This is a genomic window from Nocardia sp. NPDC019395, assembly GCF_040632335.1.
Taxonomy (GTDB): Bacteria; Actinomycetota; Actinomycetes; order Mycobacteriales; family Mycobacteriaceae; genus Nocardia.
This window is the reverse complement of the sequence record NZ_JBEYBT010000018.1, coordinates 1-21,962: the sequence shown is the minus strand read 5'-3', so window position 1 is coordinate 21,962 and position 21,962 is coordinate 1. Positions and strand designations below refer to the sequence as shown.

Annotated in this window: 24 protein-coding genes; 8 read left to right on the top strand and 16 right to left on the bottom strand. The window is 67.2% G+C overall.

Features of this window, described 5'->3' with window-relative positions; genetic code table 11:
- Nucleotides 1–58: 58 nt before the first annotated feature.
- The 5 genes from ABZ827_RS26685 to ABZ827_RS26665 all read right to left on the bottom strand — a co-directional run bounded on the left by ABZ827_RS26685 (nt 59) and on the right by ABZ827_RS26665 (nt 4,660).
- Nucleotides 59–1,198, bottom strand: coding sequence for a DUF5925 domain-containing protein (locus ABZ827_RS26685; protein ID WP_357242115.1), 1,140 nt, complete (start codon nt 1,196–1,198; stop codon nt 59–61).
- Between the two features lie 54 nt (nt 1,199–1,252).
- A complete protein-coding gene (locus tag ABZ827_RS26680) occupies nt 1,253–1,699 on the bottom strand; it encodes a nitroreductase family deazaflavin-dependent oxidoreductase (protein ID WP_357242112.1) in 447 nt (148 codons plus the stop codon).
- An 85-nt stretch (nt 1,700–1,784) separates the two neighbouring features.
- Complete coding sequence (locus tag ABZ827_RS26675) at nt 1,785–3,203, bottom strand: NAD(P)(+) transhydrogenase (Re/Si-specific) subunit beta (RefSeq protein WP_357242110.1); 1,419 nt, start codon at nt 3,201–3,203, stop codon at nt 1,785–1,787.
- A 3-nt stretch (nt 3,204–3,206) separates the two neighbouring features.
- Nucleotides 3,207–3,527, bottom strand: a complete 321-nt coding sequence (locus ABZ827_RS26670) for an NAD(P) transhydrogenase subunit alpha (protein WP_357242299.1) — start codon at nt 3,525–3,527, stop codon at nt 3,207–3,209.
- Entirely contained in the window at nt 3,527–4,660 is a 1,134-nt protein-coding gene (locus ABZ827_RS26665) for a Re/Si-specific NAD(P)(+) transhydrogenase subunit alpha (protein ID WP_357242108.1), read from the bottom strand. The genes ABZ827_RS26670 and ABZ827_RS26665 overlap by 1 nt, the downstream gene beginning before the upstream one ends.
- Before the next feature lie 281 nt (nt 4,661–4,941).
- Here ABZ827_RS26665 and ABZ827_RS26660 point away from each other — a divergent pair, with 281 nt between their 5' ends.
- The 3 genes from ABZ827_RS26660 to ABZ827_RS26650 are packed head-to-tail and all read left to right on the top strand — an operon-like array spanning nt 4,942 to nt 6,946.
- Nucleotides 4,942–5,400 (top strand): HIT family protein, encoded by a 459-nt coding sequence (locus ABZ827_RS26660; RefSeq protein ID WP_357242105.1) that lies wholly within the window; start codon nt 4,942–4,944, stop codon nt 5,398–5,400.
- 50 nt (nt 5,401–5,450) lie between these two features.
- Entirely contained in the window at nt 5,451–6,287 is an 837-nt protein-coding gene (locus ABZ827_RS26655; RefSeq protein ID WP_357242102.1) for a maleylpyruvate isomerase family mycothiol-dependent enzyme, read from the top strand.
- A gap of 17 nt (nt 6,288–6,304) precedes the next feature.
- Nucleotides 6,305–6,946, top strand: a complete 642-nt coding sequence (locus ABZ827_RS26650) for a Type 1 glutamine amidotransferase-like domain-containing protein (protein WP_357242100.1) — start codon at nt 6,305–6,307, stop codon at nt 6,944–6,946.
- Nucleotides 6,947–7,021: 75 nt separating this feature from the next.
- On the opposite strand, the gene ABZ827_RS26645 is transcribed toward ABZ827_RS26650, so the two are convergent.
- Entirely contained in the window at nt 7,022–7,492 is a 471-nt protein-coding gene (locus tag ABZ827_RS26645; RefSeq protein ID WP_357242296.1) for a GtrA family protein, read from the bottom strand.
- A 199-nt stretch (nt 7,493–7,691) separates the two neighbouring features.
- Between ABZ827_RS26645 and ABZ827_RS26640 the strand changes: the two genes are divergently transcribed.
- The 3 genes from ABZ827_RS26640 (at nt 7,692) to ABZ827_RS26630 (ending at nt 10,598) form a co-directional block, all read left to right on the top strand.
- Complete coding sequence (locus ABZ827_RS26640; protein WP_357242097.1) at nt 7,692–8,711, top strand: NAD(P)/FAD-dependent oxidoreductase; 1,020 nt, start codon at nt 7,692–7,694, stop codon at nt 8,709–8,711.
- A gap of 153 nt (nt 8,712–8,864) precedes the next feature.
- The gene (locus ABZ827_RS26635; protein ID WP_357242094.1) at nt 8,865–10,223 is read left to right on the top strand and encodes an FAD-linked oxidase C-terminal domain-containing protein; all 1,359 of its coding nucleotides are present in this window, start codon (nt 8,865–8,867) and stop codon (nt 10,221–10,223) included.
- An 87-nt stretch (nt 10,224–10,310) separates the two neighbouring features.
- Nucleotides 10,311–10,598 (top strand): GNAT family N-acetyltransferase, encoded by a 288-nt coding sequence (locus tag ABZ827_RS26630; protein WP_357242091.1) that lies wholly within the window; start codon nt 10,311–10,313, stop codon nt 10,596–10,598.
- 36 nt (nt 10,599–10,634) lie between these two features.
- Here ABZ827_RS26630 and cutA read toward each other — a convergent pair whose 3' ends face one another.
- Nucleotides 10,635–10,961, bottom strand: a complete 327-nt coding sequence (gene cutA, locus ABZ827_RS26625; RefSeq protein WP_357242088.1) for a divalent-cation tolerance protein CutA — start codon at nt 10,959–10,961, stop codon at nt 10,635–10,637.
- A 147-nt stretch (nt 10,962–11,108) separates the two neighbouring features.
- A complete protein-coding gene (locus ABZ827_RS26620; protein ID WP_357242085.1) occupies nt 11,109–11,936 on the bottom strand; it encodes a sigma-70 family RNA polymerase sigma factor in 828 nt (275 codons plus the stop codon).
- A 785-nt stretch (nt 11,937–12,721) separates the two neighbouring features.
- On the opposite strand from ABZ827_RS26620, the gene ABZ827_RS26615 reads away from it, so the two are divergent.
- Complete coding sequence (locus ABZ827_RS26615) at nt 12,722–13,045, top strand: cupin domain-containing protein (RefSeq protein WP_357242082.1); 324 nt, start codon at nt 12,722–12,724, stop codon at nt 13,043–13,045.
- A gap of 135 nt (nt 13,046–13,180) precedes the next feature.
- On the opposite strand, the gene ABZ827_RS26610 is transcribed toward ABZ827_RS26615, so the two are convergent.
- The 5 genes from ABZ827_RS26610 to ABZ827_RS26590 all read right to left on the bottom strand — a co-directional run bounded on the left by ABZ827_RS26610 (nt 13,181) and on the right by ABZ827_RS26590 (nt 18,248).
- Nucleotides 13,181–14,341, bottom strand: a complete 1,161-nt coding sequence (locus ABZ827_RS26610) for an acyl-CoA dehydrogenase (RefSeq protein ID WP_357242079.1) — start codon at nt 14,339–14,341, stop codon at nt 13,181–13,183.
- A gap of 115 nt (nt 14,342–14,456) precedes the next feature.
- Nucleotides 14,457–15,161, bottom strand: coding sequence for a TetR family transcriptional regulator (locus tag ABZ827_RS26605; RefSeq protein WP_357242076.1), 705 nt, complete (start codon nt 15,159–15,161; stop codon nt 14,457–14,459).
- 33 nt (nt 15,162–15,194) lie between these two features.
- Complete coding sequence (locus ABZ827_RS26600; protein ID WP_357242073.1) at nt 15,195–16,445, bottom strand: hypothetical protein; 1,251 nt, start codon at nt 16,443–16,445, stop codon at nt 15,195–15,197.
- Nucleotides 16,446–16,525: 80 nt separating this feature from the next.
- Nucleotides 16,526–17,053 (bottom strand): 5-(carboxyamino)imidazole ribonucleotide mutase, encoded by a 528-nt coding sequence (gene purE / locus ABZ827_RS26595; RefSeq protein ID WP_357242070.1) that lies wholly within the window; start codon nt 17,051–17,053, stop codon nt 16,526–16,528.
- Nucleotides 17,046–18,248 (bottom strand): 5-(carboxyamino)imidazole ribonucleotide synthase, encoded by a 1,203-nt coding sequence (locus ABZ827_RS26590; RefSeq protein ID WP_357242067.1) that lies wholly within the window; start codon nt 18,246–18,248, stop codon nt 17,046–17,048. The genes purE and ABZ827_RS26590 overlap by 8 nt, the downstream gene beginning before the upstream one ends.
- A 57-nt stretch (nt 18,249–18,305) precedes the next feature.
- Between ABZ827_RS26590 and ABZ827_RS26585 the strand changes: the two genes are divergently transcribed.
- Complete coding sequence (locus ABZ827_RS26585; protein ID WP_357242064.1) at nt 18,306–18,857, top strand: GtrA family protein; 552 nt, start codon at nt 18,306–18,308, stop codon at nt 18,855–18,857.
- A gap of 9 nt (nt 18,858–18,866) precedes the next feature.
- Here the strand turns inward: ABZ827_RS26585 and ABZ827_RS26580 are convergent, their stop codons facing one another.
- The 3 genes from ABZ827_RS26580 to ABZ827_RS26570 form a co-directional block, all read right to left on the bottom strand.
- A complete protein-coding gene (locus tag ABZ827_RS26580) occupies nt 18,867–20,177 on the bottom strand; it encodes a HAMP domain-containing sensor histidine kinase (protein WP_357242061.1) in 1,311 nt (436 codons plus the stop codon).
- 1 nt (nt 20,178) lies between these two features.
- Nucleotides 20,179–20,856 (bottom strand): response regulator transcription factor, encoded by a 678-nt coding sequence (locus tag ABZ827_RS26575; protein WP_357242059.1) that lies wholly within the window; start codon nt 20,854–20,856, stop codon nt 20,179–20,181.
- A gap of 73 nt (nt 20,857–20,929) precedes the next feature.
- Nucleotides 20,930–21,442, bottom strand: coding sequence for a PH domain-containing protein (locus tag ABZ827_RS26570; protein WP_357242056.1), 513 nt, complete (start codon nt 21,440–21,442; stop codon nt 20,930–20,932).
- Nucleotides 21,443–21,962: the final 520 nt, after the last annotated feature.

The following is a 21,962-nucleotide window of genomic DNA, read 5'->3' as shown; positions in this document are numbered from 1 at the left end:
GTGCACGTCCGCGGGCTACGGGGTTGTTCCTCGCGGAGACGGGACGGCCCGGAACTCGCTAGAGGTACATCCCACCGTCGGTGTATTCCGTGCGCACCGCGATACTCTCGGCGCGGTCCCGCAGTGCGACGAGTTCGGCGAGTGTGGCCCCCGCGGCCGGCACATCGGCAGGGGTATCGCCCAGCCAGGACCGTGCCTCGGCCGGGGTCAGTTTGCCGATCTCCACCTGCGCCAGGCAGCGGCCGGGCCGGGTCACGGCCGGATGCAACCGCGACAGATCCTCGTTGGTACTGATCGCGACCAGCACGTCACGGCCCTGGCCCAGCATTCCGTCGGTGAGGTTGAGCAGCCGGGAAAGCCCCTGCCCCGAGGAAGATTTGGCTTCGGCGTGGATCAGCTCGTCACAGTCCTCCAGAATCAGCAGCCGCCAGCGGTCCGATTCGTCGTCCTCGCCTTCGGCGCCCATTGTCGCCCGCATCAGGTATCCGGGTTTGGCGAACAGCTGTTCCGGGTCGAGTACACAATCGGCCTGACACCACGGCGACCAGGTTCGGGCCAGCGACCGCAGGGCCGTGGTCTTACCCGTCCCGGGTGGGCCGTGCAGTAGCAGCAGCCGGCCGCGAATATCCTTCGGCCCCGATGCCATCAGCCGGTCCAGCGCGCCCGCCACGGGGGCGCTGTAGTTACCCCGGATCTCCGGCCACTCGGGCGTCGTGACCGGGAGGGCCCGCCGGACGGGCCCGCGGTCACCTTGATGCCAGAAACCCATTTTGACCGAGGTCTGGTCGGTATCCGTTGCCACCTCGGCATCACGCGCAGATTCTCCGATGATCCGTTCGGCCAGTTCGTCGCTGACGGCGATAACCTCCAGCGTGGCCGATTTATCGGCCCACCGGTCGGAGCGCAGCGTCCACCCGTCCCCCAGTACGAGGATCGACTGCGAATCGGATTCGATCACCGAGCGCGCGATCCGCGAGTCCGGTGGCCGCAGTGGCGCGTCCGGCCGCACCCGGTCCAGTTGCTGCTTCCGGTAGTAGGGCTGCACGCCGCGACCGAACAGGCTGAGGGTCAGCATGTCCAGGAGGTCGCGAGGCGTGGAATAGGAATCGAGGGCGGCCGACCACGGCATGGAGTCCGCCGGGTCGGCGGCGGTGGGGTCGAATTCGATCAGGCGAAGTGGTTCGTTGCGTTCGGGCATCGCCGCCAATGATCTGCCCGCCGGCACAGCAGCGTCCACCGGTTTTCCGGGAGTTCAGGAGCGTAGCGACAGCTCGACCATGGGGACGGACTCGATATCCCGGCCGGTGGTCTCCTCGATGATGCCGCTCAGTTTCCGGTAGGCCTTCGGGTGGCGGATACGGTATCCGGCCAGCACCTCGGCCGTCTCCTCACGGTCGAGCGGCCGGGCCACCGCGGATGCCCGGTGGCGTGTCCCGACGCTCACCCGGCAGCTCGGATCGGCCAGCAGGTTGCGGTACCACTGCGAGGTCTCGCCGAAACCGGAGGCGATGATCACCGTATCGGGGTCGGGGCGGTCCACCGATTCCAATGCCACGTACCGCGTTTTCCCGGAGGTGCGGCCGGTGTGCTCCAACAGCAGCAGCCGGCCGCCGAACAGGAATCCCAGCCGGGCCCGGAACGCCCAGATCGGGGCTCGCACGAACCACCGCGTTCGCAACAGCTTTGCGCCGAGATCCATTCGCCGACGGTAACAGGAGAAAGGCCCCGGCGCGGGCTCGGTATCGGACCGAACCCGCGCCGGGGCCGCACGGTATTCCAGGTGGTTACAGTGCTTTGAGTTCCTCGGTCACCGCACCCACCGATTTCTTCGCGTCACCGAACAGCATGGCCGTGTGGTCGGCGTAGAAGAGCGGGTTGTCGATACCGGCGAAACCGCTGTTCATCGAACGCTTCAGCACGATCACCGATTTCGCCTGGTCGACGTTGAGGACCGGCATCCCGTAGATCGGGCTGGCGGAATCCTCGCGGGCGGCCGGGTTGGTGACATCGTTGGCGCCGATCACCAGGGCGACATCGGTGCGGCCGAATTCGCCGTTGATATCGTCCATTTCCTTCATGGCGTCGTAGGACACCTCGGCCTCGGCGAGCAGCACGTTCATATGCCCGGGCATCCGGCCGGCCACGGGGTGGATGGCGTATTTGACCTCCACCCCCTTGGCCTCCAGCAGCCCGGCCATTTCCTTCACCGCGTGCTGCGCCTGGGCGACGGCCATACCGTACCCGGGCACCACGATCACCTGGTTGGCGTAGGCCATCTGGATCGCGGCATCGGCCGCCGAAGTGGCCTTGGCCTGCTTCTGTTCGCCGTCACCGGACGCGGCGACAGCGCCGCCACCACCGAAACCACCCGCGACGATCGCCGGGATCGAACGGTTCATGGCCTTGGCCATCAGGTTGGTGAGGATGGTGCCCGAGGCGCCGACGATCATGCCCGCCACGATCATGGCGGTGTTGTTCAACGCCAGGCCGGCCGCCGCCGCAGACAGACCCGTCAGCGCGTTCAGCAGCGAGATGACCACCGGCATATCCGCGCCACCGATCGGCAGCACCACCATCAGGCCCAGCACACCCGCGGCCAGCAGCAGCAGAATCATCCACGCCTGCGATACTCCGCCGTCGGCGGCACCCAGACCGATCACCACGGCCGCCGCGACAGCGACGACCAGCAGCAGCAGATTCACCACCTGCTGGAGTTTCCCGAGTCCGATCGGACGGCCGGGCAGGATCTCCTGCAGTTTCCCGAACGCGATGAGCGAACCCCAGAACGAGATGGAACCGATGATCGCGGCGAACAGCGACCCGACGATGATGTGCACCGTCGGCTCTTCACCGTGATGGAACACCGAGAAGCCGGTGGTATCGATGAATTCGGCCCATGCGATCAGCGCGACCGTACCGCCGCCGACACCGTTGAACGCCGCCACCAGCTGGGGCATCGCGGTCATCTTCGTATAGCGGGCGGGCGGCACACCCAGCAGCACACCGACCACGAGACCGGCGACGATGATGATCCAGTTGTTCGTATCGCGGACCGCGATCAGCGTCGCCACCACGGCGATCGCCATACCGGCCGCCGCGATCCAGTTACCCCGGACCGCGGTCTTCGGGCCGGTCAGCCCCATCAGGCCGTAGATGAAGAGGGCGAAGGACAGGATGTAGAGGATATCGACCAGATTGTCCATGGGTCACTTACCTGCCTTCTCGGCACCCGCACCGGGCTTCTTGCCTTTGAACATGCCCAGCATCCGGTCGGTGACCACGAAACCGCCGATCACGTTCAGCGTTCCGAACACCACGGCCACGAACAGGATGATCTGCACCCCGATCGACGGGTCCTCCATCCGGCCCAGGGTGACCAGCGCACCCAGGACGACGATGCCGTGGATCGCGTTGGTCCCCGACATCAGCGGGGTGTGCAGGGTGTTGGGGACCTTGGAGATCACCGCGAAACCCACGAATCCGGACAGCACCAGGATCGCGATATTCGCCAGCAGCTCGCTGTACATCATTCGGCTTTCGTTGTCGGTTCGGCGTCACGGGTGACGCAGGAATCGGCCAGCACCTGATCGGAGAAATCCGGTTTCAGCTCACCCTCGACGAGCATGAGCTCCAGCAGCGCGGCGATATTCTTCGAATACAGCTCGCTCGCGTGCTCGGGCATGGTGGCGGGCAGGTTCAGCGGCGAGCAGATCGTCACCTCGTGCTTCACCACGGTCTCGCCGGGTTCGGTGAGTTCGCAGTTGCCGCCGGTCTCACCGGCGAGGTCGACGATCACGCTGCCCGGTTTCATACCCTCGACCGCGGCGGCGGTCACCAGGCGAGGTGCCGGGCGGCCCGGTACCAGCGCGGTCGTGACGACCACGTCGAAACCCTTGATCGCGTCTTCCAGCGCCTGCTGCTGTTTCGCCTTCTCCTCCTCGGTGAGTTCGCGGGCGTAACCGCCCTCACCGGCGGCGTCGATCCCGAGATCGAGCCACTGGGCGCCCACCGAGCGCACCTGATCGGCGACCTCCGGCCGCACGTCGTAGCCGGTGGTCCGGCCGCCCAGGCGTTTGGCCGTGGCCAGCGCCTGCAAGCCTGCCACCCCGACGCCGAGCACCAGGACCGTCGCCGGTTTCACGGTGCCGGCGGCGGTGGTCAGCATGGGAAAGAAACGGGTCGATTCCGACGCCGCCAGCAGCACTGCCTTGTATCCCGCGACATTCGCCTGGGAGGACAGCGCGTCCATCACCTGCGCCCGCGAGATACGCGGAATCGCCTCCACCGCGAACGCCTGGACCTTTGCCTTCTTCAGCGCGTCGATCTGGTTGTCGGCGTTGCGCGGGGCCAGGAATCCGATGAGGGTCTGGTCCGCGGACAGCTTCGCGACCTCGGCATCGGTCGGCGGCGCGACCTTCACGACCACATCGGCCGACCAGGCGTCGCCGATGGTCGCACCGGCCTCGGTGTAGGCGGTATCGGGAATGAGCGCGCCCAGTCCGGCTCCGGCTTCGACCACGACCTCCACACCCTGTTTCACCAAGGTCGGAATGATCTTCGGTACCAGGGCGACCCGCCGCTCGCCCGCGGCGGTTTCGCGAACGACACCGACACGCGCCCCGCGCGGCGACGAATCGCTCACGGTCTGCGTTGTCTCCACTTGTCTGTCTTCCCTCTCCTGCAGTCCGGCCGCCGATCACGGCGCCGGGCGGGGTGTTCGCGAACACACCCGCCCGAAAATCCTCGCCACCGTACATCGGCCCGAGTGAGATTAGCTGAGATGCCCGTCACATTCGCATCCGCGGGTCGCCCATCTTCACATCGGTAAATGCAGATCAGACCGAATATCTGGACAACCCTGCCCACCGGTCTGAAAAGTTTGCCAATCCGATTCGCCCGCACCGGGACCAGCCGCCGCCTTACGCCGTAGAGTCGCGAGGTGTGAGCGACTGCGTTTTCTGCCGGATCGTGGCCGGCACCGCGCCGGCCCACCGGGTCTACGAGGACGACACCGTCTGCGCGTTCCTCGATATCCGGCCGATCACCCGGGGACACACCCTGGTGATCCCGAAACGCCACGCGACCGACCTGTCCGAACTCGATACCGAGGCCGGTGCGGAACTGTTCCGGATCGGCCATCGGATCGCGCGAGCGGTACAGGGCCCCGATTTCGCGGCCGACGGCGCGAACCTGCTGATCAACGACGGTAAGGCGGCGTTCCAAACGGTCGGCCACGTGCACTTGCATGTGTTGCCCCGCAAACATGGGGACAAGTTCCGGTTCGCGAGCGGCCTGCTGCTGCGCCGCCCGAACGAACCGGAGCGGGTCGCCGCCGCACTGCGCGCCGGTTTGGCCGCCCTGGACACCTCGACCGCCGAAACCGATACCGATCCGCGCTGAGCACGAACGGTTCGGCCCGAATTCCGACCAGCCCACGGAAGGCACCGCCGATGAACGACCTCCCCACTCGCCCCGAACTCACTGCCCTGCTGTCCGGCCAGTTCGACGCCCTCACCGATCTGGTCACCGGGCTCGACGAGAACCAGTGGCGCACCCCCTCCCCCCTGCCCGGATGGACCATCTTCGATGTGATCGGCCATATCATCGGCACCGAATCACTGCTGCTGGGTGAGAAACCCCCGGCTCGGGATGCGCAGACACCCGATATCGACGTCAAGACCCTGCCGCATGTGCGCAACGACATCGGGGCGATGAACGAGATCTGGTTGCAGCGGCTGCGGTCACGGACCGGTGCGGAACTGCTCCGGATGTATCACGAGGTGATCGACCGGCGCCGGAAAGCATTGGCCGCCATGGACGATCAGGCTTGGCTGGCTCCCTCGCAGTCGCCGGTCGGCGAGGTGCCCTACGCGCGGTTCATGCGGGTCCGGCTGTTCGACTGCTGGATGCACGAACTCGATATCGCGGACGCCCTGGGCGAGCGGGTCGACGAGGGCGGAACGCGGGGCGCCGCGGCCTTCACCGAATTCGCGCAATCACTGCCGCGAGTTGTCGCGAAACGCGGGAAGGCCCCGGCCGGTTCGCTGATCACCTTCGAACTGTCCGGCCCGCTCGCCCGGACCCTGCACATCGAGGTCGGCGATCGCGCTCGCTATGTGGACACGCCCGGCGGGGACTCCACCGTCACAGTGGCACTGGACTCCGGCCTGCTGGTCCGGCTCGGCGGCGGCCGGGTGGACCCCGAGGCGGTCCTGGACCGGATCACCTTCCGCGGCGACGCGGAACTGGGCCGGCAGATCGTCCGGAACCTGGCGTTCACCATCTGACCCGTACTATCCGGGCTGTGCGCCTTTTTCTCTCCAGCTACCGGTTCGGCGACCACTTCGATGTGTTCGCCGAACTGGCCGGCGCACCCGGCCCGGTCGCGGTGATCGGTAACGCCTGTGACGCCTGGCCGCAGGCCCGCGCGGGGGCGATGACCAGTGAACTGGTGCCGCTGCGCCGCCTCGGCTACACACCGCGGGAGCTGGATCTGCGCGAATATATCGGCCGGCCGGCAGAATTGGCGCGCGAACTGACGCAGTACCCCGTGGTTTGGGTGCGCGGCGGAAACACCTTCGTCCTGCGCGCCCAGTTCGCTCGCAGCGGCGCCGACCGGGTCCTGCCCGACCTGCTGGCCGCCGACACTTTCCTCTACGCGGGCTACAGCGCGGGCGCTTGTCTGCTCAGCCCCGACCTGTACGGGATGGAAACCGCCGACGACCCGGACGAAGTACCGCCCACCTGCGGTATCGAACCCCTCTGGTCCGGTCTCGGGCTCATCGACCGGCCGATAGTGCCGCATATCGACTCCGCCACCGACCCCACCGGAGCGGGCAGCACCCTCGCCGCGCGGTACCGCGCCGACGGTATCGCCCACTGGGCACTCACCGACGCGGACGCTGTCGTCCACAATGCCGGCGAAACCCGCTGCCTCACCGGATAAGCGGCACGGGCGGGCGGCGGTCGAGTGACGTTGCCGGCAGGTCCCGGGGACCGTGATGTCCGGCCGGTGCGGCGATCATGACGGTCGTTTGCGGAAGACCACCCAGCGCATCGCGGAATACATGTATACCGCTTCGCAAGCACCCGCCAGGATCCTGGACACGTGGTACTGCACGCCCCACCCGGCGAGCCCGGCCCCCACGCCGAGGATGAAGGCGAGGTAGTTGATCACCACCACCACCGTGTAGACCACGGCTTGCCGTCCGGCGGGGGCGTGGGAGCGGAAATTGAGGGTGCGATTGAGATAGAACGCCAGCGCGAACGCACAGGCATAGCCGACCGTCACCGACAACCAGCCCGGCAGGCCGAGCCCGCTGCGCATCACAGTCAGGATCAGCAGATCGACGCCGAAGGTGAAACTGTTGATCAACGCGAAGCCGAGAAAGGTCGGGGGGACTATCCGGTCCAGACCCCAGGGCAATCGCGCCACCACGGCCGCGCACCACCGGGCGAACCGGCTCGCCCACGTTTCAGCGTTCGTCGCCAGTCCCTGCACGCGGTCAGCGTCGCAGGGATAGGTGACGAGCAGGTGAGCGGCCGGCAAACCCGGAGATCACGGACCATTTCGGGCACTCCCGCGGCGGCGGGATGCGAACGGTTGACCACTCGACGCTTTGCAGTATCGGCAAATTTCCTTGCCGATATGACAGGAGTTGCGGATAGTCGGCACCGAGGAGGTGGTCGAGTTGACCGGACAACTGGAGAACAGCTACGACGTGGTGGTGGCCGGCGGTGGAGCGGCCGGACTGAACGGGGCACTGATGCTGGCCCGCTCACGGCGAAGGGTGGCGGTGATCGATGCCGGCCGTCCACGTAACGCCCCCGCCGAAGGAGTGCACGGCTTACTGGCCCGCGACGGGATGCCGCCCGCGGAACTACTGGAGCGAGGCCGCTCCGAAGTACGGCACTACGGCGGTCATATCGTTTCCGGCGAGATCGTCGGAGCGGTCCGGGAGAACGACAGCTTCACCGTCACCTTGAGCGACGGGCGCTCGGTCCGGGCGCGACGACTGCTCGTGACAACCGGCCTGATCGATGAACTACCGGATATCCCCGGCCTGCGGGAACGCTGGGGCAACGATGTCGTGCACTGCCCCTACTGCCACGGCTGGGAGGTACGCGACCGCGCCATCGCCGTACTGAGCACCGGCCCGATGGCCCTGCACCAGGTCCAGTTGTTCCGCCAGCTCAGTGACGACATCGTGTTCTTCACCGACGACCGCCCCGAACCCACCGCCGAAGAGGCCGGACGGCTGGCCGCCCGTGGTATTCGCGTGGTACCCGGAAAGGTCACCGGAATCGAAGTGGGCGGCAACGGGATCACCGGGGTGCGCCTCGCGGACGGGACGGTAGTCGCGCGGGAGGTTGTCGCGGTCGGTACGCGGATGGTCGCGCGGACGGATTTCCTGAACGACCTCGGGCTGGACGCGACCGAACACCCGGCCGGAATCGGCAGCTATGTTCCCACCGATGCCACCGGACGCACGGAGGTCGCCGGAATCTGGGCCGCCGGCAATGTCACCGACCTTTCGGCTCAGGTCGGCGCCTCGGCCGCGGCGGGCGCCGCCGCCGGAGCACAGATAAACGCCGACCTGGTCGAAGAAGACGTTCGCGCGGCGCTCGCCGCCCGGGACACCGCATTCGACGCGGAATCGGAAGCGCGACTCGCGGAATCGGTGAACAGCACCCGCGGCCGAGGAATCTGAAACTCTCCTGGCCGCCGGTGGCCGGGGAGAAGACCGTCCGCTCCGGCAGCGAAGACGCGGAAGCGCGCCTATGGGCGCGCTGAAGGGCGGGCGCGGTAATTCCGCGCTGTCACGCGGCACAACGATCCGGGTCCGGGCGCTACCGTTGGCAGCGTGGACCTGCGCGCATTGACCGACCGGCTGCCTGCCGGTGCCGTCGTCACCGATCCCGATATCGTCGCCGGATATCGGCAGGACCGAGCACTGGATCCCGGTGCCGGTAACCCGGCCGCTGTCGTCCGCGCGACCGGTACCGCGGATGTGCGTGAAACCCTGCTCTGGGCCGATGAGCACCGGGTCGCGGTGGTGCCGCGCGGCGCCGGTTCGGGGCTGTCCGGCGGCGCCACCGCGCTCGACGGCGGAATCGTGCTCAGCACCGAGCGGATGCGCGATATCCGGATCGACCCGGTCACCCGGACCGCCGTGGTCCAGCCAGGGCTCCTCAACTCCGAGGTGAAGCGGGCCGCGGCGGAACACGGACTGTGGTACCCGCCGGACCCCTCGTCGTTCGAGATCTGTTCCATCGGCGGTAACGCCGCCACCAACGCGGGCGGGCTGTGCTGTGTGAAATACGGCGTGACCACCGACTACATACTCGGCATGGAAGTAGTACTGGCCGACGGCAGCGCGGTGCGGCTGGGCGGGCCGCGGTTGAAGGATTCGGCCGGGTTGTCGCTGACCAAGATGTTCGTCGGCAGCGAGGGCACGCTCGGCGTGATCACCGAACTCACCCTGCGCCTGCTGCCGGCACAACCCGCGCAGTGCACCGTCGTCGCCTCGTTCGGCACGCTCACCGCCGCCATCGAGGCAATACTCGCCATCACCGGCGCACTGCGGCCCGCCATGCTGGAGTTCATGGATTCCGTCGCGATCAACGCGGTGGAGGACGAGATGCGGATGGGACTGGACCGGACCGCCGCGGCGCTGCTGGTCGCACGGTCCGACGCGCCGGGCGAGCACGCCACCCAAGAGGCCCGGGTAATGCTGGAAGCATGCCGGGCCGCGGGCGCGACCGAGGTATTCGAAACCGCGGACGCCGAGGAGGGCGAAGCCTTCACCGCCGCCCGCCGTTTCGCAATCCCGGCGGTCGAGCGGATCGGCCGGCTACTGCTCGAGGACGTCGGGGTGCCGCTGCCCCGTCTCGGTGATCTGGTCACCGGGGTCGCCGAGATCGCCCGGCGCAACGAGGTCACGGTGTCGGTGATCGCGCACGCCGGCGATGGCAACACCCACCCGCTGATCGTTCACGATCCGGACGACCCCCAGGAAACCGAACGCGCCCACCGCGCCTTCGGCGAGATCATGGACCTGGCCATCGCCCTCGGCGGCACCATCACCGGTGAGCACGGGGTCGGGCGTTTGAAGAAGGCCTGGCTGCCCGATCAGCTGGGTCCCGAGGTGATGGCGCTGACCCGCCGGATCAAGGACGCGCTCGACCCGCACGGCATCCTCAACCCCGGCGCTGTCCTCTGAGCTGTGCCGGCGGGAAATCGACCCGGCCCCGCCGTTCGATCACCACCGCCCGGAACAAACCCGGTACGACCGGCCGTTCCAACTGAGGTGACCACCGAACTCCGACACAACGCCGCCGATACCCGCTTCGAGATCTATCTCGACGGCTCGCTGGCCGGCTATGCCGACTACGCGGAAACCGCGAGCCCGAAGGTCCGCAATTTCCATCACACGATCACTTTCCCGGAATTCCGGGGTCGCGGGGTGGCCGCCCAGGTGGTGAAGTACGCGCTGGACGAGTCCCGGGCCGCGGGCTACGAAGTGCTGGCCACCTGCTGGTACGTCGACGATTACATCGGCGCTCATCCCGAGTACGCCGACCTGGTGCACCGCTGACCGGTTCCGTCCCGGCCGGCCGGGCGCGGTGGATGCTCAGCCGGCGGTCTCGTCCAGGATCCACTGCCCGTAGGCGGGATTCACGCCCACGATCGGCACCGCGACGACCTGAGGTACCTCGTCGAGGTGCTCGGAGTTCGCGCGTTCCACGATCTCGGGAACCAGCGCGGCCCGGGTGTGCAGTACGACGATCGCCTCCGAAGCATCCTCCACGGCCCCCTCCCACCGGTAGATCGACCGCACCTCCGGGATGATGTTGCCGCACGCGGCCAGCCGGTCCGATACGAGCCGATGAGTGAACTCCGCCAGCCATTCTTCATCCGGTCCGCTGATGGTCACGTCCACGAGATCGGTATCGCTCACCGCTCCATGATCCACGACATCGGCCGGTACCGCCGCACGGGCCCACTCACCGGACAGCGGGTGTGGCCCGCAGTTGCGCAATGGACATATCGCGCCGGCGACGCACCAGATTGCGCTATATCGTCGGCGTCGCGCGCGGACGGCCGGTCATTCCCGTGCGGTGAACGGCCCCGCGACCGTACGACTGTCGGTGATCGACTGATCGGAGTCGAAATCGCATTCGACGACCGCGCTGGCAGATCGGGTGGACGGCTCGTAGAGCGAAGGCAGGTTGCTGTCCAGCCAATGCGCGACACCGTGCGAGCCCGCGCCCGTCATACCCGCGATATGGACGATAACGCGCCCGTCCTCCTCACGGCGGCCGAGGAATCCGATATCGGTACGACTCGCCGGGTCGGCGCGGACGGGCGATATGTACCGGCGCCCGGTGGCCTTCTCGACGAGACACCATTCGCCGTCGACCTTGTCCAGCCTCAGTGCGTCGTCATCGGCCATCAGCCGCTGCCCCACCCGAGCCGAATCGGGATCACAGATCACCACGGTGTCCCCGGGCGGCACTTCCTCGGTGCCCGGGTCTATCTCGAATCGTGACGAGGCCAGGGACAAGCGGCTCAGGACTTTCTCGATGAGTTCCCGGGCCGCCCGATCGTTGATATCGGCGGAACCGTTCCGGCCGTCTGCCGTATCTCGCCGGGGGATCCCGACCGCGACGGGACCGACACCGAAGAAGGCGCGCTCCGCCGGCGGCGCCCCTGATTTGATCTGACTGATCCGCCCCTTGGTGATCCCGAGCAGATCCGCGATTTCGGTATAGCTCAACCCGTTCCGGTGGGCCTCCTCGATCGCCTCCTTACGAAGCCGCGCCAATTCGAGGGCCCGCTGCTGGTAGAGCGTGATCAGTTCGGTCGCCCGCCGTCCACGGCGTACCGGATCCGGATCGGAACGGACTTGCTCGAACTCGCTTGTGCCAGCCACACCCTGAGTTTAGAGAGCCCCTCTTGACCTCATCGGCCGGTCGACGTAATATCCGTGTTTATTCCCCCTAAATACCACTCGGCGCACTCCGGTCCGAAGGTTTAGGAAGCATAAACCACTAGTTCGACGCTCGTACGCCGATTCCGCGCGTCCGGGTCCCACGAATCCATGAACACATGAGGTCACCCCATGCCCCAAAAGAACAGATCCGGGTGTCATTGCGGAAACGAACCCTGGATTCATCTCGAAATGCTGTGCGCGACATCGGTTTCCGGCCGTTACCGATGCCCGGAAACCCAGCACTGCCTCCGCGGCACGACCATAGTGAACGGGCGGATCGCCGAGCACTGGAGAAACGTACCCGGCGAATGCCCATGGGTGGGTATGAAAGTCACCGACCACCCTCGGTGCGAGTGCGGCCAGGGCCCATGGATCAAACTGCGGCAGTTACGCATATTCATCCGCCGGAACCTGACCGGACCGGTGGTTGCCATAGCCTGCCCGGGCCTGTGCCCCGGCCCGCACGCCACCGTCCACGACGATCGAGTATGCGACCACCCACTCGACAGTCGCACCCGATGCCCGTGGTCCGGTACGAAAATCGCCCCGGTGGGCATCGCCCCACCACTGTTCGTCCCGAATCCGAATTCCCCCTGACCTCTCGCTCCACGACCGGACGGCACGAGCCGAACCATCAACAGTTTCGTCGAGCCGATGGTGTTTCGGTTCCGGGTAGCGTCGATCACGGTTGCCGGTTACCAGGCGCTGCCGCAGAGTTGATTGATATGAACGCAGGTATGTTGCATATCCGTCTGGGCGATGTCGAATGGTCCGAGATCGCCCCCGGTGTCGAACGTGGAGAGCTACCGCCGGATATGGCCGGAGCCGGGGCAGCGCTGCTGCGATTCGCAGCGGGTGCGAGGAGCGGAGCCCATCGCCACCCCGAGGGAGAAGAGCTGTTCTTGCTCAGTGGCAGTCTCCGGGTCGGGGAAGTGGTGATGGGAGTCGGCGACTATCTGTACACACCCCCGAACGGGGTCAACGACGCTGAGGCATACGAAGACACAATCGTGTTCCAGCACCAGAGCGCCCCGATCGAGTTCATCTGATCGTCGTGTCGGACCCGGCGAGATGGTAGCGGCCAAACGTGCACACAGCTTGCGGCCGAACGTGCACATTATGGCCGACAGCGACTCAGCGCCCCGCCGACGGATAGATCGCTGATGGGGCGCTCGCCGGGGCGGTCAGCCCTTGAGCAGGGCGCGGGACATGACGACCCGCTGGATCTGGTTGGTGCCCTCGTAGATCTGGGTGATCTTGGCGTCGCGCATCATCCGCTCCACCGGGAAATCGGTGGTGTAGCCCGCGCCGCCGAACAGCTGCACCGCGTTCGTGGTGACCTCCATCGCCACATCGGAGGCGAAGCATTTGGCGGCCGCCGAGATGAAGCCCAGGTTCTTCTCGCCGCGTTCGGCGCGGGCCGCGGAGGTGTAGACCATCAGCCGCGCGGCCTCGATCTTCATCGCCATATCGGCGAGCATGAACTGCGTGTTCTGGAAATCGGCGATGGCGGTGCCGAACTGCTTGCGGTCCTTGGTGTAGGCCAGGGCAGCGTCCAGGGCGCCCTGTGCGAGACCCACGGCCTGCGCGCCGATGGTGGGGCGGGTGTGGTCGAGGGTTTGCAGAGCGGTTTTGAAACCGGTGCCCGGTTCGCCGACGATCCGGTCGCCGGGGATCTTGCAGTTCTCGAAGTACAGCTCGGCGGTCGGTGAACCCTTGATACCCAGCTTGTGCTCGAGCGGACCGACCACGAAACCTTCGTCGTCCTTGTGCACCAGGAACGCCGAGATCCCGTTGGCGCCCTTGTCCGGGTCGGTGACAGCCATCACGGTGTACCAGGAAGATTTGCCGCCGTTGGTGATCCAGCATTTGGACCCGTTGAGGATCCAGTCGTCACCCTCCTGCCGGGCGCGGGTGCGCATACCGGCCGCGTCCGAACCGGCTTCCCGCTCGGACAGCGCATAGGACGCCATCTCGCCGTTGACGATATCGGGCAGCACCTGCTGCTTGAGCTCCTCGGAACCGTTCAAAATCATGCCCATGGTGCCGAGCTTGTTGACGGCCGGGATCAGCGAGGAAGAACCACAGACCCGGGCGACTTCCTCGATCACGATGCAGGTCGCCACCGAGTCGGCGCCCTGGCCGCCGTAGGCCTCCGGTACGTGCACGGCGTTGAAGCCGGCGGCATTGAGTGCCGTCAGCGCCTCCTCCGGGAAGCGTGCGTGCTCGTCCACATCCTTGGCGTGCGGGGCGATCTCCTTCTCGCACAGGGCGCGGATGGCCGAACGCAACTCGTCGTGGAAATCCTCGAGCTTGAACAGATCGAAATCCGGGTTTCCCGCCATTGGGGTTCACTCCTGTTTGCCGGTGCGGTGCCACTGGTCGGCACTCGGTGTCAGATTTCTTCCCACTATACCGCCTGCAAGGCACTGCTATCCCAGTACGGTCTGGCACCCAGTGTCAATCAGTGGGGGTCTCCGCCAAACTGCCGAGACGCTGGTGCAGCAGTTCGGCGATATGCCGGGCGGGAAGGTCGCGACGGAAAACCGCGAGCACCAATTCGTCCTCGCCGGCCGGACGCCGATCACCGCGCGGGATCGTGCTCAACTCCGCGCGCAGATCGGCGGGCCCGGCCGCCGACTCGCCGCGGACCATCCGGCGCAACAGGTAATTGTGCGTGGCGGTCACCGCGGCCGTGAACTGCACGCGCGCCAGGTCCGAGGAATCGGGCAGCCGCTCGCGCAGATAGTCGGTGAACAAGCGCTCGTACCGGAACACCGTCACGATCTCGCGATCGCGCAGAGCCGGCACCCGGCGCACCACGTGGTAGCGCCGCTCGGCGATATCGCGCCACCGCGTGAATCGCTCGAAAACCTGCACGACTGCCTCGCAGACCGCCTCCCACGGATCGATCTGCGCCTGCTGCAGATACTCCTGGGCCGCGGCGAGCTGCGCCTCGTGATCGGCGAAGATCACATCTTCCTTGGACCGGAACTGCCGGAAGAAGGTGCGCCGCGAGATACCGGCCGCCTCGGCGATCTCATCCACCGACGTCGCCTCATAGCCCTGGTCCGCGAACAGGCGCAACGCCTCGTCCACCACGCCCAGCCGGAATCGGACGAGCTCGGCCCCGCCGGGCCGGCGCGCGGTTTCCTCGTTGTCCATGGCGCCACCGTATCGAGCGGCGGGCCCGGGCCGTCAGACTCGCCGGTCGCGGGCGAGGCGCACCCGCGCACCACTGAACAGCAGGTCGGGGCCGGGACGCGGATCCGGCGGGCCGGCGGCGAGACGAGCTTCCGGGACCAGGGCGTGCAATTGGTGCAGGAAAACCTCCACCGCAAGCGTCGCGCATTGTTTGCCCGGGCAGGTATGCGCGCCGAAACCGAAGGTCAAGGGCATTTTCCCGCCCCGCCGCAGACTCAGGCAGTCCGGAAAGGCAGCCGGATCGCGGTTGGCCGCGGCGAACATCACCAGCACCGGCCCGGCCGGCAACTCCGTACCGCTGGCGAGCGTGACGGGCCGCAATGCCCGTCGCTTCCAGGCGACCAGGCCCGGATCCAGTTGCAGCATCTTGGCGGCAACCCGCCCGGCCGTGTCCGGCTCGGCCAGCATGTCCCACCAGATCCGGTCGGGGTCACTGAGCAGCCGCTGGACACCTTGCTGGATCGTGCCGCTCACCGTGTGAACCCCGGCCGCCAGGGAGTTCGCCATCGCGGAAACCGCCACCCGGCGCGGTATCCCGGCATCCCGCAACCGGGTCGCGAAACCGACGGTCCCGCTGCGCAGATTGTGATCGACGGCCCGGCCGCTCACCGTGAAAAGCTGGCCCAGCGCCGCCACCGCCCCGGCCAGTTCGCGACCACGCATCCGCCGCCCCAGCAGCCCGGACTGGGCTCCGCTCCATACCGCGACACGGCGCCACTCCGCGGCCGGCAGACCGACCATCGACCCCGTCACCCGCGTGGCGTAGGCGATCGACAGTGCGGTCAGATCCAATTCGCCTGTGCCGGTTTCGAGTTCGTCGAGTGCGGCGTGGAAATGCTGCTCCATCGCCGCCGCCTGCCGCGGCCTGTCCGCCGCCGGGATCCGGAAATGACCGGCCGGCCCGGACATCGTGTCCCATACCTTCTTGTGCAGCCGCCGATCGGTGAGGTCGGCGGTCGCCTTCGCCGGCAACGGCACGAGATGGCGGACCAGGTGCGGAATCGCACGCGGAGTGGCGGCGACCCGCGGATATCCGACCAGCGGCTCCAGTGCGTTGGCCGGGGTTATCGCGGCGGAGGCGGCCTCCAGCACCTCGCGGACATCCTCGTACTTCCAGATCATCCGCAATCCGGAGGAGTGCCGGTACGTCGGCTGCGGCCAGTCGTGCAGCCGGCGATACCGCTCGTCCCGTTCAGCGAAAGACAACTCGTTCGCGGTCACCGTCGCGAAAGGGAACTCCGCCACCGACACCTACCTGACCCACAATCCGACCCGACGGTCCGAGCGTAAGGCGACGGCGGGACACTCCCCAGTGGCGAGAGGTGTCAGCCCAGCAGCCGCTTGCGCAACGCCTCGTCCTTCTCGCGGACCATGGTCTCCAGCCCGGCCTGGAACTGTTCCATCCGCTCCCGCAGGGCGGGGTCGGAAGCACCGAGTATGCGGGCGGCCAGCAGACCCGCATTACGGGCGCCGCCGATGGAGACAGTGGCCACCGGGACCCCGGCCGGCATCTGGACGATCGACAGCAACGAGTCCATACCGTCGAGATATTTCAGCGGAACCGGGACGCCGATCACCGGCAACGGGGTCGCCGAGGCAACCATCCCGGGCAGATGAGCGGCACCGCCGGCACCCGCGATGAGAACCCGCAAGCCCCGGCCGGCGGCTTCACGGGCGTAGTCGAGCATCCGCTGCGGAGTGCGGTGCGCGGAGACCACACCGACCTCGAACCGGATCCCGAACTCCGCCAGCGCTTCGGCCGCGGCCTCCATGGTGGGCCAGTCGGAATCGCTGCCCATGATCAACCCGACCGCGGGGGAACCCGGAATACTGCCTGCCACCACGTCACTCATGCGGATCCCATCCGTCGGTCCATACCGCGTGCGACATCCAGTGCGCCGCGCGCTCGGCTCGTTCCCGCACCGCGGCCACCTCGTCGCCCAGCACGTTCACATGCCCGATCTTGCGGTCCTTACGTTCGCCCTTGCCGTACAGATGCACTTTGGCATCCGGCATCCGGGCGAACAGATGATGCAGCCGCTCGTCCATCGACATCGCGGGCGCCTCGGGCGCACCGAGGATATTCGCCATCACGGTCACCGGGGCCAGCGGGCCGGTATCGCCCAGCGGATAGTCGAGCACCGCGCGCAGATGCTGTTCGAACTGACCGGTGCGCGCACCGTCCATCCCCCAGTGCCCGGAGTTGTGCGGGCGCATGGCCAGCTCGTTGATCAGCAGTTCCCCGCCGTCGGTCTCGAACAGTTCGACTGCCATCGCCCCAACCACCCCGAGATCTCGGGCCAGCCGCAACGCGAGTTCCTCGGCCTCGGCGGCCAGGTCCTCGGACAGGTCCGGTGCCGGAGCGATCACCACGGCGCACTGACCGCGCCGCTGCACGGTTTCCACCACCGGCCAGGTCGCCGCCTGACCATAGGGCGAGCGGGCCACCATCGCCGACAGTTCCCGCTTCAACGCGACCCGGACCTCCGCGAGCAGCGCGACGCCGGCGCCGAGCTGCTCGGCGGCGATCTTCGCGGCTTCCTCCGCGTCGGCGGGCATCCACACGCCGCGCCCGTCGTATCCGCCGCGGATCGCTTTCAGCACGATCGGCCAGCCGTGTTCGTTGCCGAATCGCACCGCGTCCGCCTCGGCTTCGACCACGGTGAACGCCGGTACCGGCAGGCCCCGCGCGGACAGCTCGGTGCGCATCGCCAGTTTGTCCTGGGCGTAGCGCAAGGCCTGCGGCGGCGGGAGCACCGCGACCCCCTCGGCGACCAGCTTCTCCAGATGCTCGGTGGGGACGTGCTCGTGGTCGAAGGTCAGCGCGTGCGCTCCGGTGGCGGCGCGGCGTAACGCGTCCAGATCGGTATGACTTCCCAGTACGACATCGGGGCTGACCTGGGCGGCGGGATCGTCGGGCCGTTCGGCCAGTACCCGGAGCCGCTGCCCCAGCGCGATGGCCGCCTGATGCGTCATCCGGGCCAGCTGGCCGCCGCCGACCATGGTGACGGTCGGCATCGCCGCGGAATCGAATCTACGAGCGTTCACGTCGGTCAATACTGTCACGTCCTGCGCGAACACCGGCTAGCGGTATGCTCTGGCCTTGTGTCATTCGTCGACGGCGTGGTGCGCGTCCTACCGCAACCCCTGCAGGATATCGCCTACCGGCAACGCGAGCTGATCAAGTTCGCCATTGTCGGGGCGACCACGTTCGTGATCGATGGCGGTATCTTCTACGCCCTGAAGTGGACGGTGCTGGAGGAGAAGCCTGTCACCGCCAAGATCATCGCGGGCGTTATCGCGGTTATCGCCTCCTACATCCTCAACCGCGAATGGTCGTTCAAGAATCGCGGCGGGCGGGAACGCCATCACGAGGCACTACTGTTCTTCGCCGTCAGCGGGGTGGGCGTGGTGCTCAGCATGCTCCCGCTCTACGTCTCCCGGTATGCCTTCCAGCTGCACCAGCCGACGGTCAGCTTCATGGTGGAGAACATCGCCGACTTCATCGCCGCCTACCTCATCGGCAACCTGCTGCAGATGGCGTTCCGGTACTGGGCGATGCGGCGCTGGGTCTTCCCGGACGAGGTCGACCAGATGCTCGAGCAGCTCGAGGACTATGTGGAGGAAGAACACCACCGGCGGCCGCTGGGCCGCTGATCGCGCACACTAGCGCGGTTCGCCCACCCGCCGGCCCTCTGTCCGCGCTGCCAGCGGTTTACCGAGGAAAACCGCGAACAGGGCGGGACGTCGGCGTTGCAGCTCCAGCCGGCCCCCATCGGCCTCGATCAGCGCACGTGCCAGCGCCAGCCCCACCCCGGTGGATCCGGCGCCGGAGAAACCGCGATCGAAGATATGCGGTGCCAGTTCGTCGCTGACCCCGACCCCTTCGTCGGCCACCTGGACACACACCAGCGGATCGCGATCGCGGCCCGGACGCACCGTGCGGACCGACACCGTGCAGGTACCACCGCCGTGCATCAACGCATTGTCGACCAGTACCGTCACCGCCTCCCGCAACCGCGAACCGGTGATCGGGGCGCGCAGCGATTCGTCACCGGTCAGATCCAGCATCCGGCCGGCCTCCCGGAAGGGATGCCGCCATTCGGCGACGATGCCGCGCAGTTCGTCCATCACCGGAACCGGATCGCGATCGGTGGCGTCCTCGTCCCGGGAAGCCCGGACCAGATCGTCGATGGCCTCGGTCAACCGGTCGACCTGAGCCATGGCCTCCTCGGCCTCGTGCACCACGTCCGGATCGGAATGGGTGGACAGTTCGTCCAGCCGCAACCGGACAGCGGTCAACCGGCTCCGCAGCTGATGCGAGACATCGGCCACCAGCGCATGCTCCCGCTGCAACCGGCCGGCGATCTCGACGGTCGCCGAATCGAGCACATCGGAGACCCGGTCGAGCTCGGCGATACCGTGCCGGCGCGGATCCGCACGGAAATCGCCCATGGTGAGCCGGGCGGCCCGGGCCGCCACATCGCGGATCGGGTCGGCGACCCGGCGCGCGGTGACAATGGCGACAGTTATCGCCGCCCCCAGCGAGATCACCACGGCCAGCCCCACACCGGCCACCGCCTGCCGCTGCCGGGCCTGCATCGGCGTCGCGGGAACCTCCAGCCGCAGCGAACCGTCGGTGCCCATCGACAGGGATTCCACCAGTGGATCGTCGATCGTGACGGCCCCGATCTCCACCTTCACGGCATTGTCCTCCGGCGCCGGATACACGATCGTGAGGCGGCCACCCGCTGGGACGAGCGGTTCCACGGTGCGCAGATCCAGCCCGCCCTGGATCACCCCCCGGCCGTGTTCCTGCCCGATGACCTCGGCGGAGATCTGCTCCAACCGGCCACGCAGATCGTTGCGGGTGATGTCCTCCACCCACAGCCACGCGGTGTATGTGAGCGGCAGGCCGAGTACCACCGTGGTCAGCATCAGTACGGTCAGCATCGACCGCAGGATCCGGCGCCGCACGTCAGTCTGTGTTCAGCCGGAAGCCGACCCCGCGCACGGTGACGATCCGCCGTTCCGCCATCGGGCCCTCGTCGCCGATCTTGCGGCGCAACCAGGACATATGCATATCGAGCGTTTTGGAACCGCGGAGCTCGGCGTCACCCCAGACCTCGCGCAGAATCGTCTCCCGCGCCACCACCTGACCGGCCCGATCGATCAGCACCTTCAGCAGTTCGTATTCCTTGTTCGCCAGCCCGACTTCCACCCCGTTGACCAGTACGCGCCGAGCCGCCGGTTCCAGCCGGATACCGCCGACCTCCACCGTGTCGTCACCGATCCCGCTGCGCCGCAACAGGGCACGCACCCGGGCCAGCAACTCGGCCAGACGGAACGGTTTACCGACGTAATCGTCGGCGCCGGCATCGAGGCCGACCACGAAATCCACTTCGTCCGTGCGCGCCGTGAGCATCAACACCGCCATCTCGGCGCCCCGTGCCCGCACCTGCCGGCACACCTCCAAACCGTCCATTCCCGGCAGCCCGAGATCGAGGATCAGCAGATCATGATGTCCTTCCAGCGCCCGGTCCAGCACGGTGGGACCGAAACTCTCCACGGTCACCGAATATCCCTCGCGGCCCAGCGCCCGGGAGAGCGGCGCGGCAATGGCCTCGTCGTCTTCCCCCAGCAATACGGCGGTCATGCGACCAGATTACGGTCCACCGGCCGGATACCCACGCTCCGGCAACGGAGCGCGCACGAGACACCGCGGCGGCTCAGTGGATACCGTGCCGCGGCGAGGCCTCGAAAACCTGGTGGTACAGCAAGGCATGCACCCGCTCCACATTCGGAATATCCGAGTATTCCAGCGGCTCCTCGGACGAGGACCCGATGATCAGCTCCCCGGTCCCGAACATCCGATCCACGAGGCCGTGCCGGAACTGGACACTGGAGATGCGGCTCATCGGGATATCGATACCGCTGTGGGTCAGCACACCTTCCCGGACGAGCACCCGGCGGTCGGTCACGATGAAATGGGTCGACTTCCAATCCATGATCGGCGCGATACTGCGCCAGATCAGGACCGCCAACCAGATCGCCAGAATGAGCAGCAACAACACCGAGCGCATCATCTCCTCGGTGGTACGCCACACCAGACCACCCAGGAAACCGGCCAGCGCGGTTCCGACGATAAGCGTCGCCACCGGCCACAACAGCATCTTCCAATGGGGGTGGGTATGCAGGATCAACTCCTCATCGGGCGCCAGCGCATCCTCCGGATAACCCATGCACGCACACTACTGGATTTCCCGCCCCGTAATTTCTCGCCGCGCCCGAACTCTCCGCCGCCCTGGGCGCGTTTCCCCCTCCGAAACTCCCCGCCCGCCCGAACTCGCCGCCGCCCCCGGGCGCGTTTGACCCCTACCGCCCGTCCGTCCGCATGCAATCCCCCCGTTTCCCGCATGCGGCCGGTCAGCTTTGGTGGTTCGGAGCCCGTCTCGTTCTGGAGCATCCGCCCGAATTCGCCGCCGCCCCCAGCGCGTTTGATCCCCTACCGCCCGTCTGCCCACATGCGACCTCACCCCCGTTTCCCGCATGCGGCCGGTCAGCCTTGGTGGTTCGGAGCCCGTCTCGTTCTGGAGCATCCGCCCGAATTCGCCGCCGCCCCCCCGGGCGCGTTCGATCCCCCTACCACCCGTCTGCCCGCATCCGACCCCCACCCCCGTTTCCCGCATGCGGCCGGTCCGCCTTGGTGGTTCGGGGCCCGTCTCGTTCTGGAGCGACCAGAGCGAAGGAGCGCAGCGACTG

Excerpts from the sequence above, each read along its gene's own strand:
- ABZ827_RS26685 (WP_357242115.1), bottom strand. The coding sequence starts at position 1,198 with ATGCCCGAACGCAACGAACCACTTCGCCTGATCGAATTCGACCCCACC.
- ABZ827_RS26680 (WP_357242112.1), bottom strand. The coding sequence starts at position 1,699 with ATGGATCTCGGCGCAAAGCTGTTGCGAACGCGGTGGTTCGTGCGAGCC.
- ABZ827_RS26675 (WP_357242110.1), bottom strand. The coding sequence starts at position 3,203 with ATGGACAATCTGGTCGATATCCTCTACATCCTGTCCTTCGCCCTCTTC.
- ABZ827_RS26670 (WP_357242299.1), bottom strand. The coding sequence starts at position 3,527 with ATGTACAGCGAGCTGCTGGCGAATATCGCGATCCTGGTGCTGTCCGGA.
- ABZ827_RS26655 (WP_357242102.1), top strand. The coding sequence starts at position 5,451 with ATGAACGACCTCCCCACTCGCCCCGAACTCACTGCCCTGCTGTCCGGC.
- ABZ827_RS26615 (WP_357242082.1), top strand. The coding sequence starts at position 12,722 with ATGAACGCAGGTATGTTGCATATCCGTCTGGGCGATGTCGAATGGTCC.
- ABZ827_RS26610 (WP_357242079.1), bottom strand. The coding sequence starts at position 14,341 with ATGGCGGGAAACCCGGATTTCGATCTGTTCAAGCTCGAGGATTTCCAC.
- ABZ827_RS26605 (WP_357242076.1), bottom strand. The coding sequence starts at position 15,161 with ATGGACAACGAGGAAACCGCGCGCCGGCCCGGCGGGGCCGAGCTCGTC.
- purE (WP_357242070.1), bottom strand. The coding sequence starts at position 17,053 with ATGAGTGACGTGGTGGCAGGCAGTATTCCGGGTTCCCCCGCGGTCGGG.
- ABZ827_RS26575 (WP_357242059.1), bottom strand. The coding sequence starts at position 20,856 with ATGACCGCCGTATTGCTGGGGGAAGACGACGAGGCCATTGCCGCGCCG.
- ABZ827_RS26570 (WP_357242056.1), bottom strand. The coding sequence starts at position 21,442 with ATGGGTTATCCGGAGGATGCGCTGGCGCCCGATGAGGAGTTGATCCTG.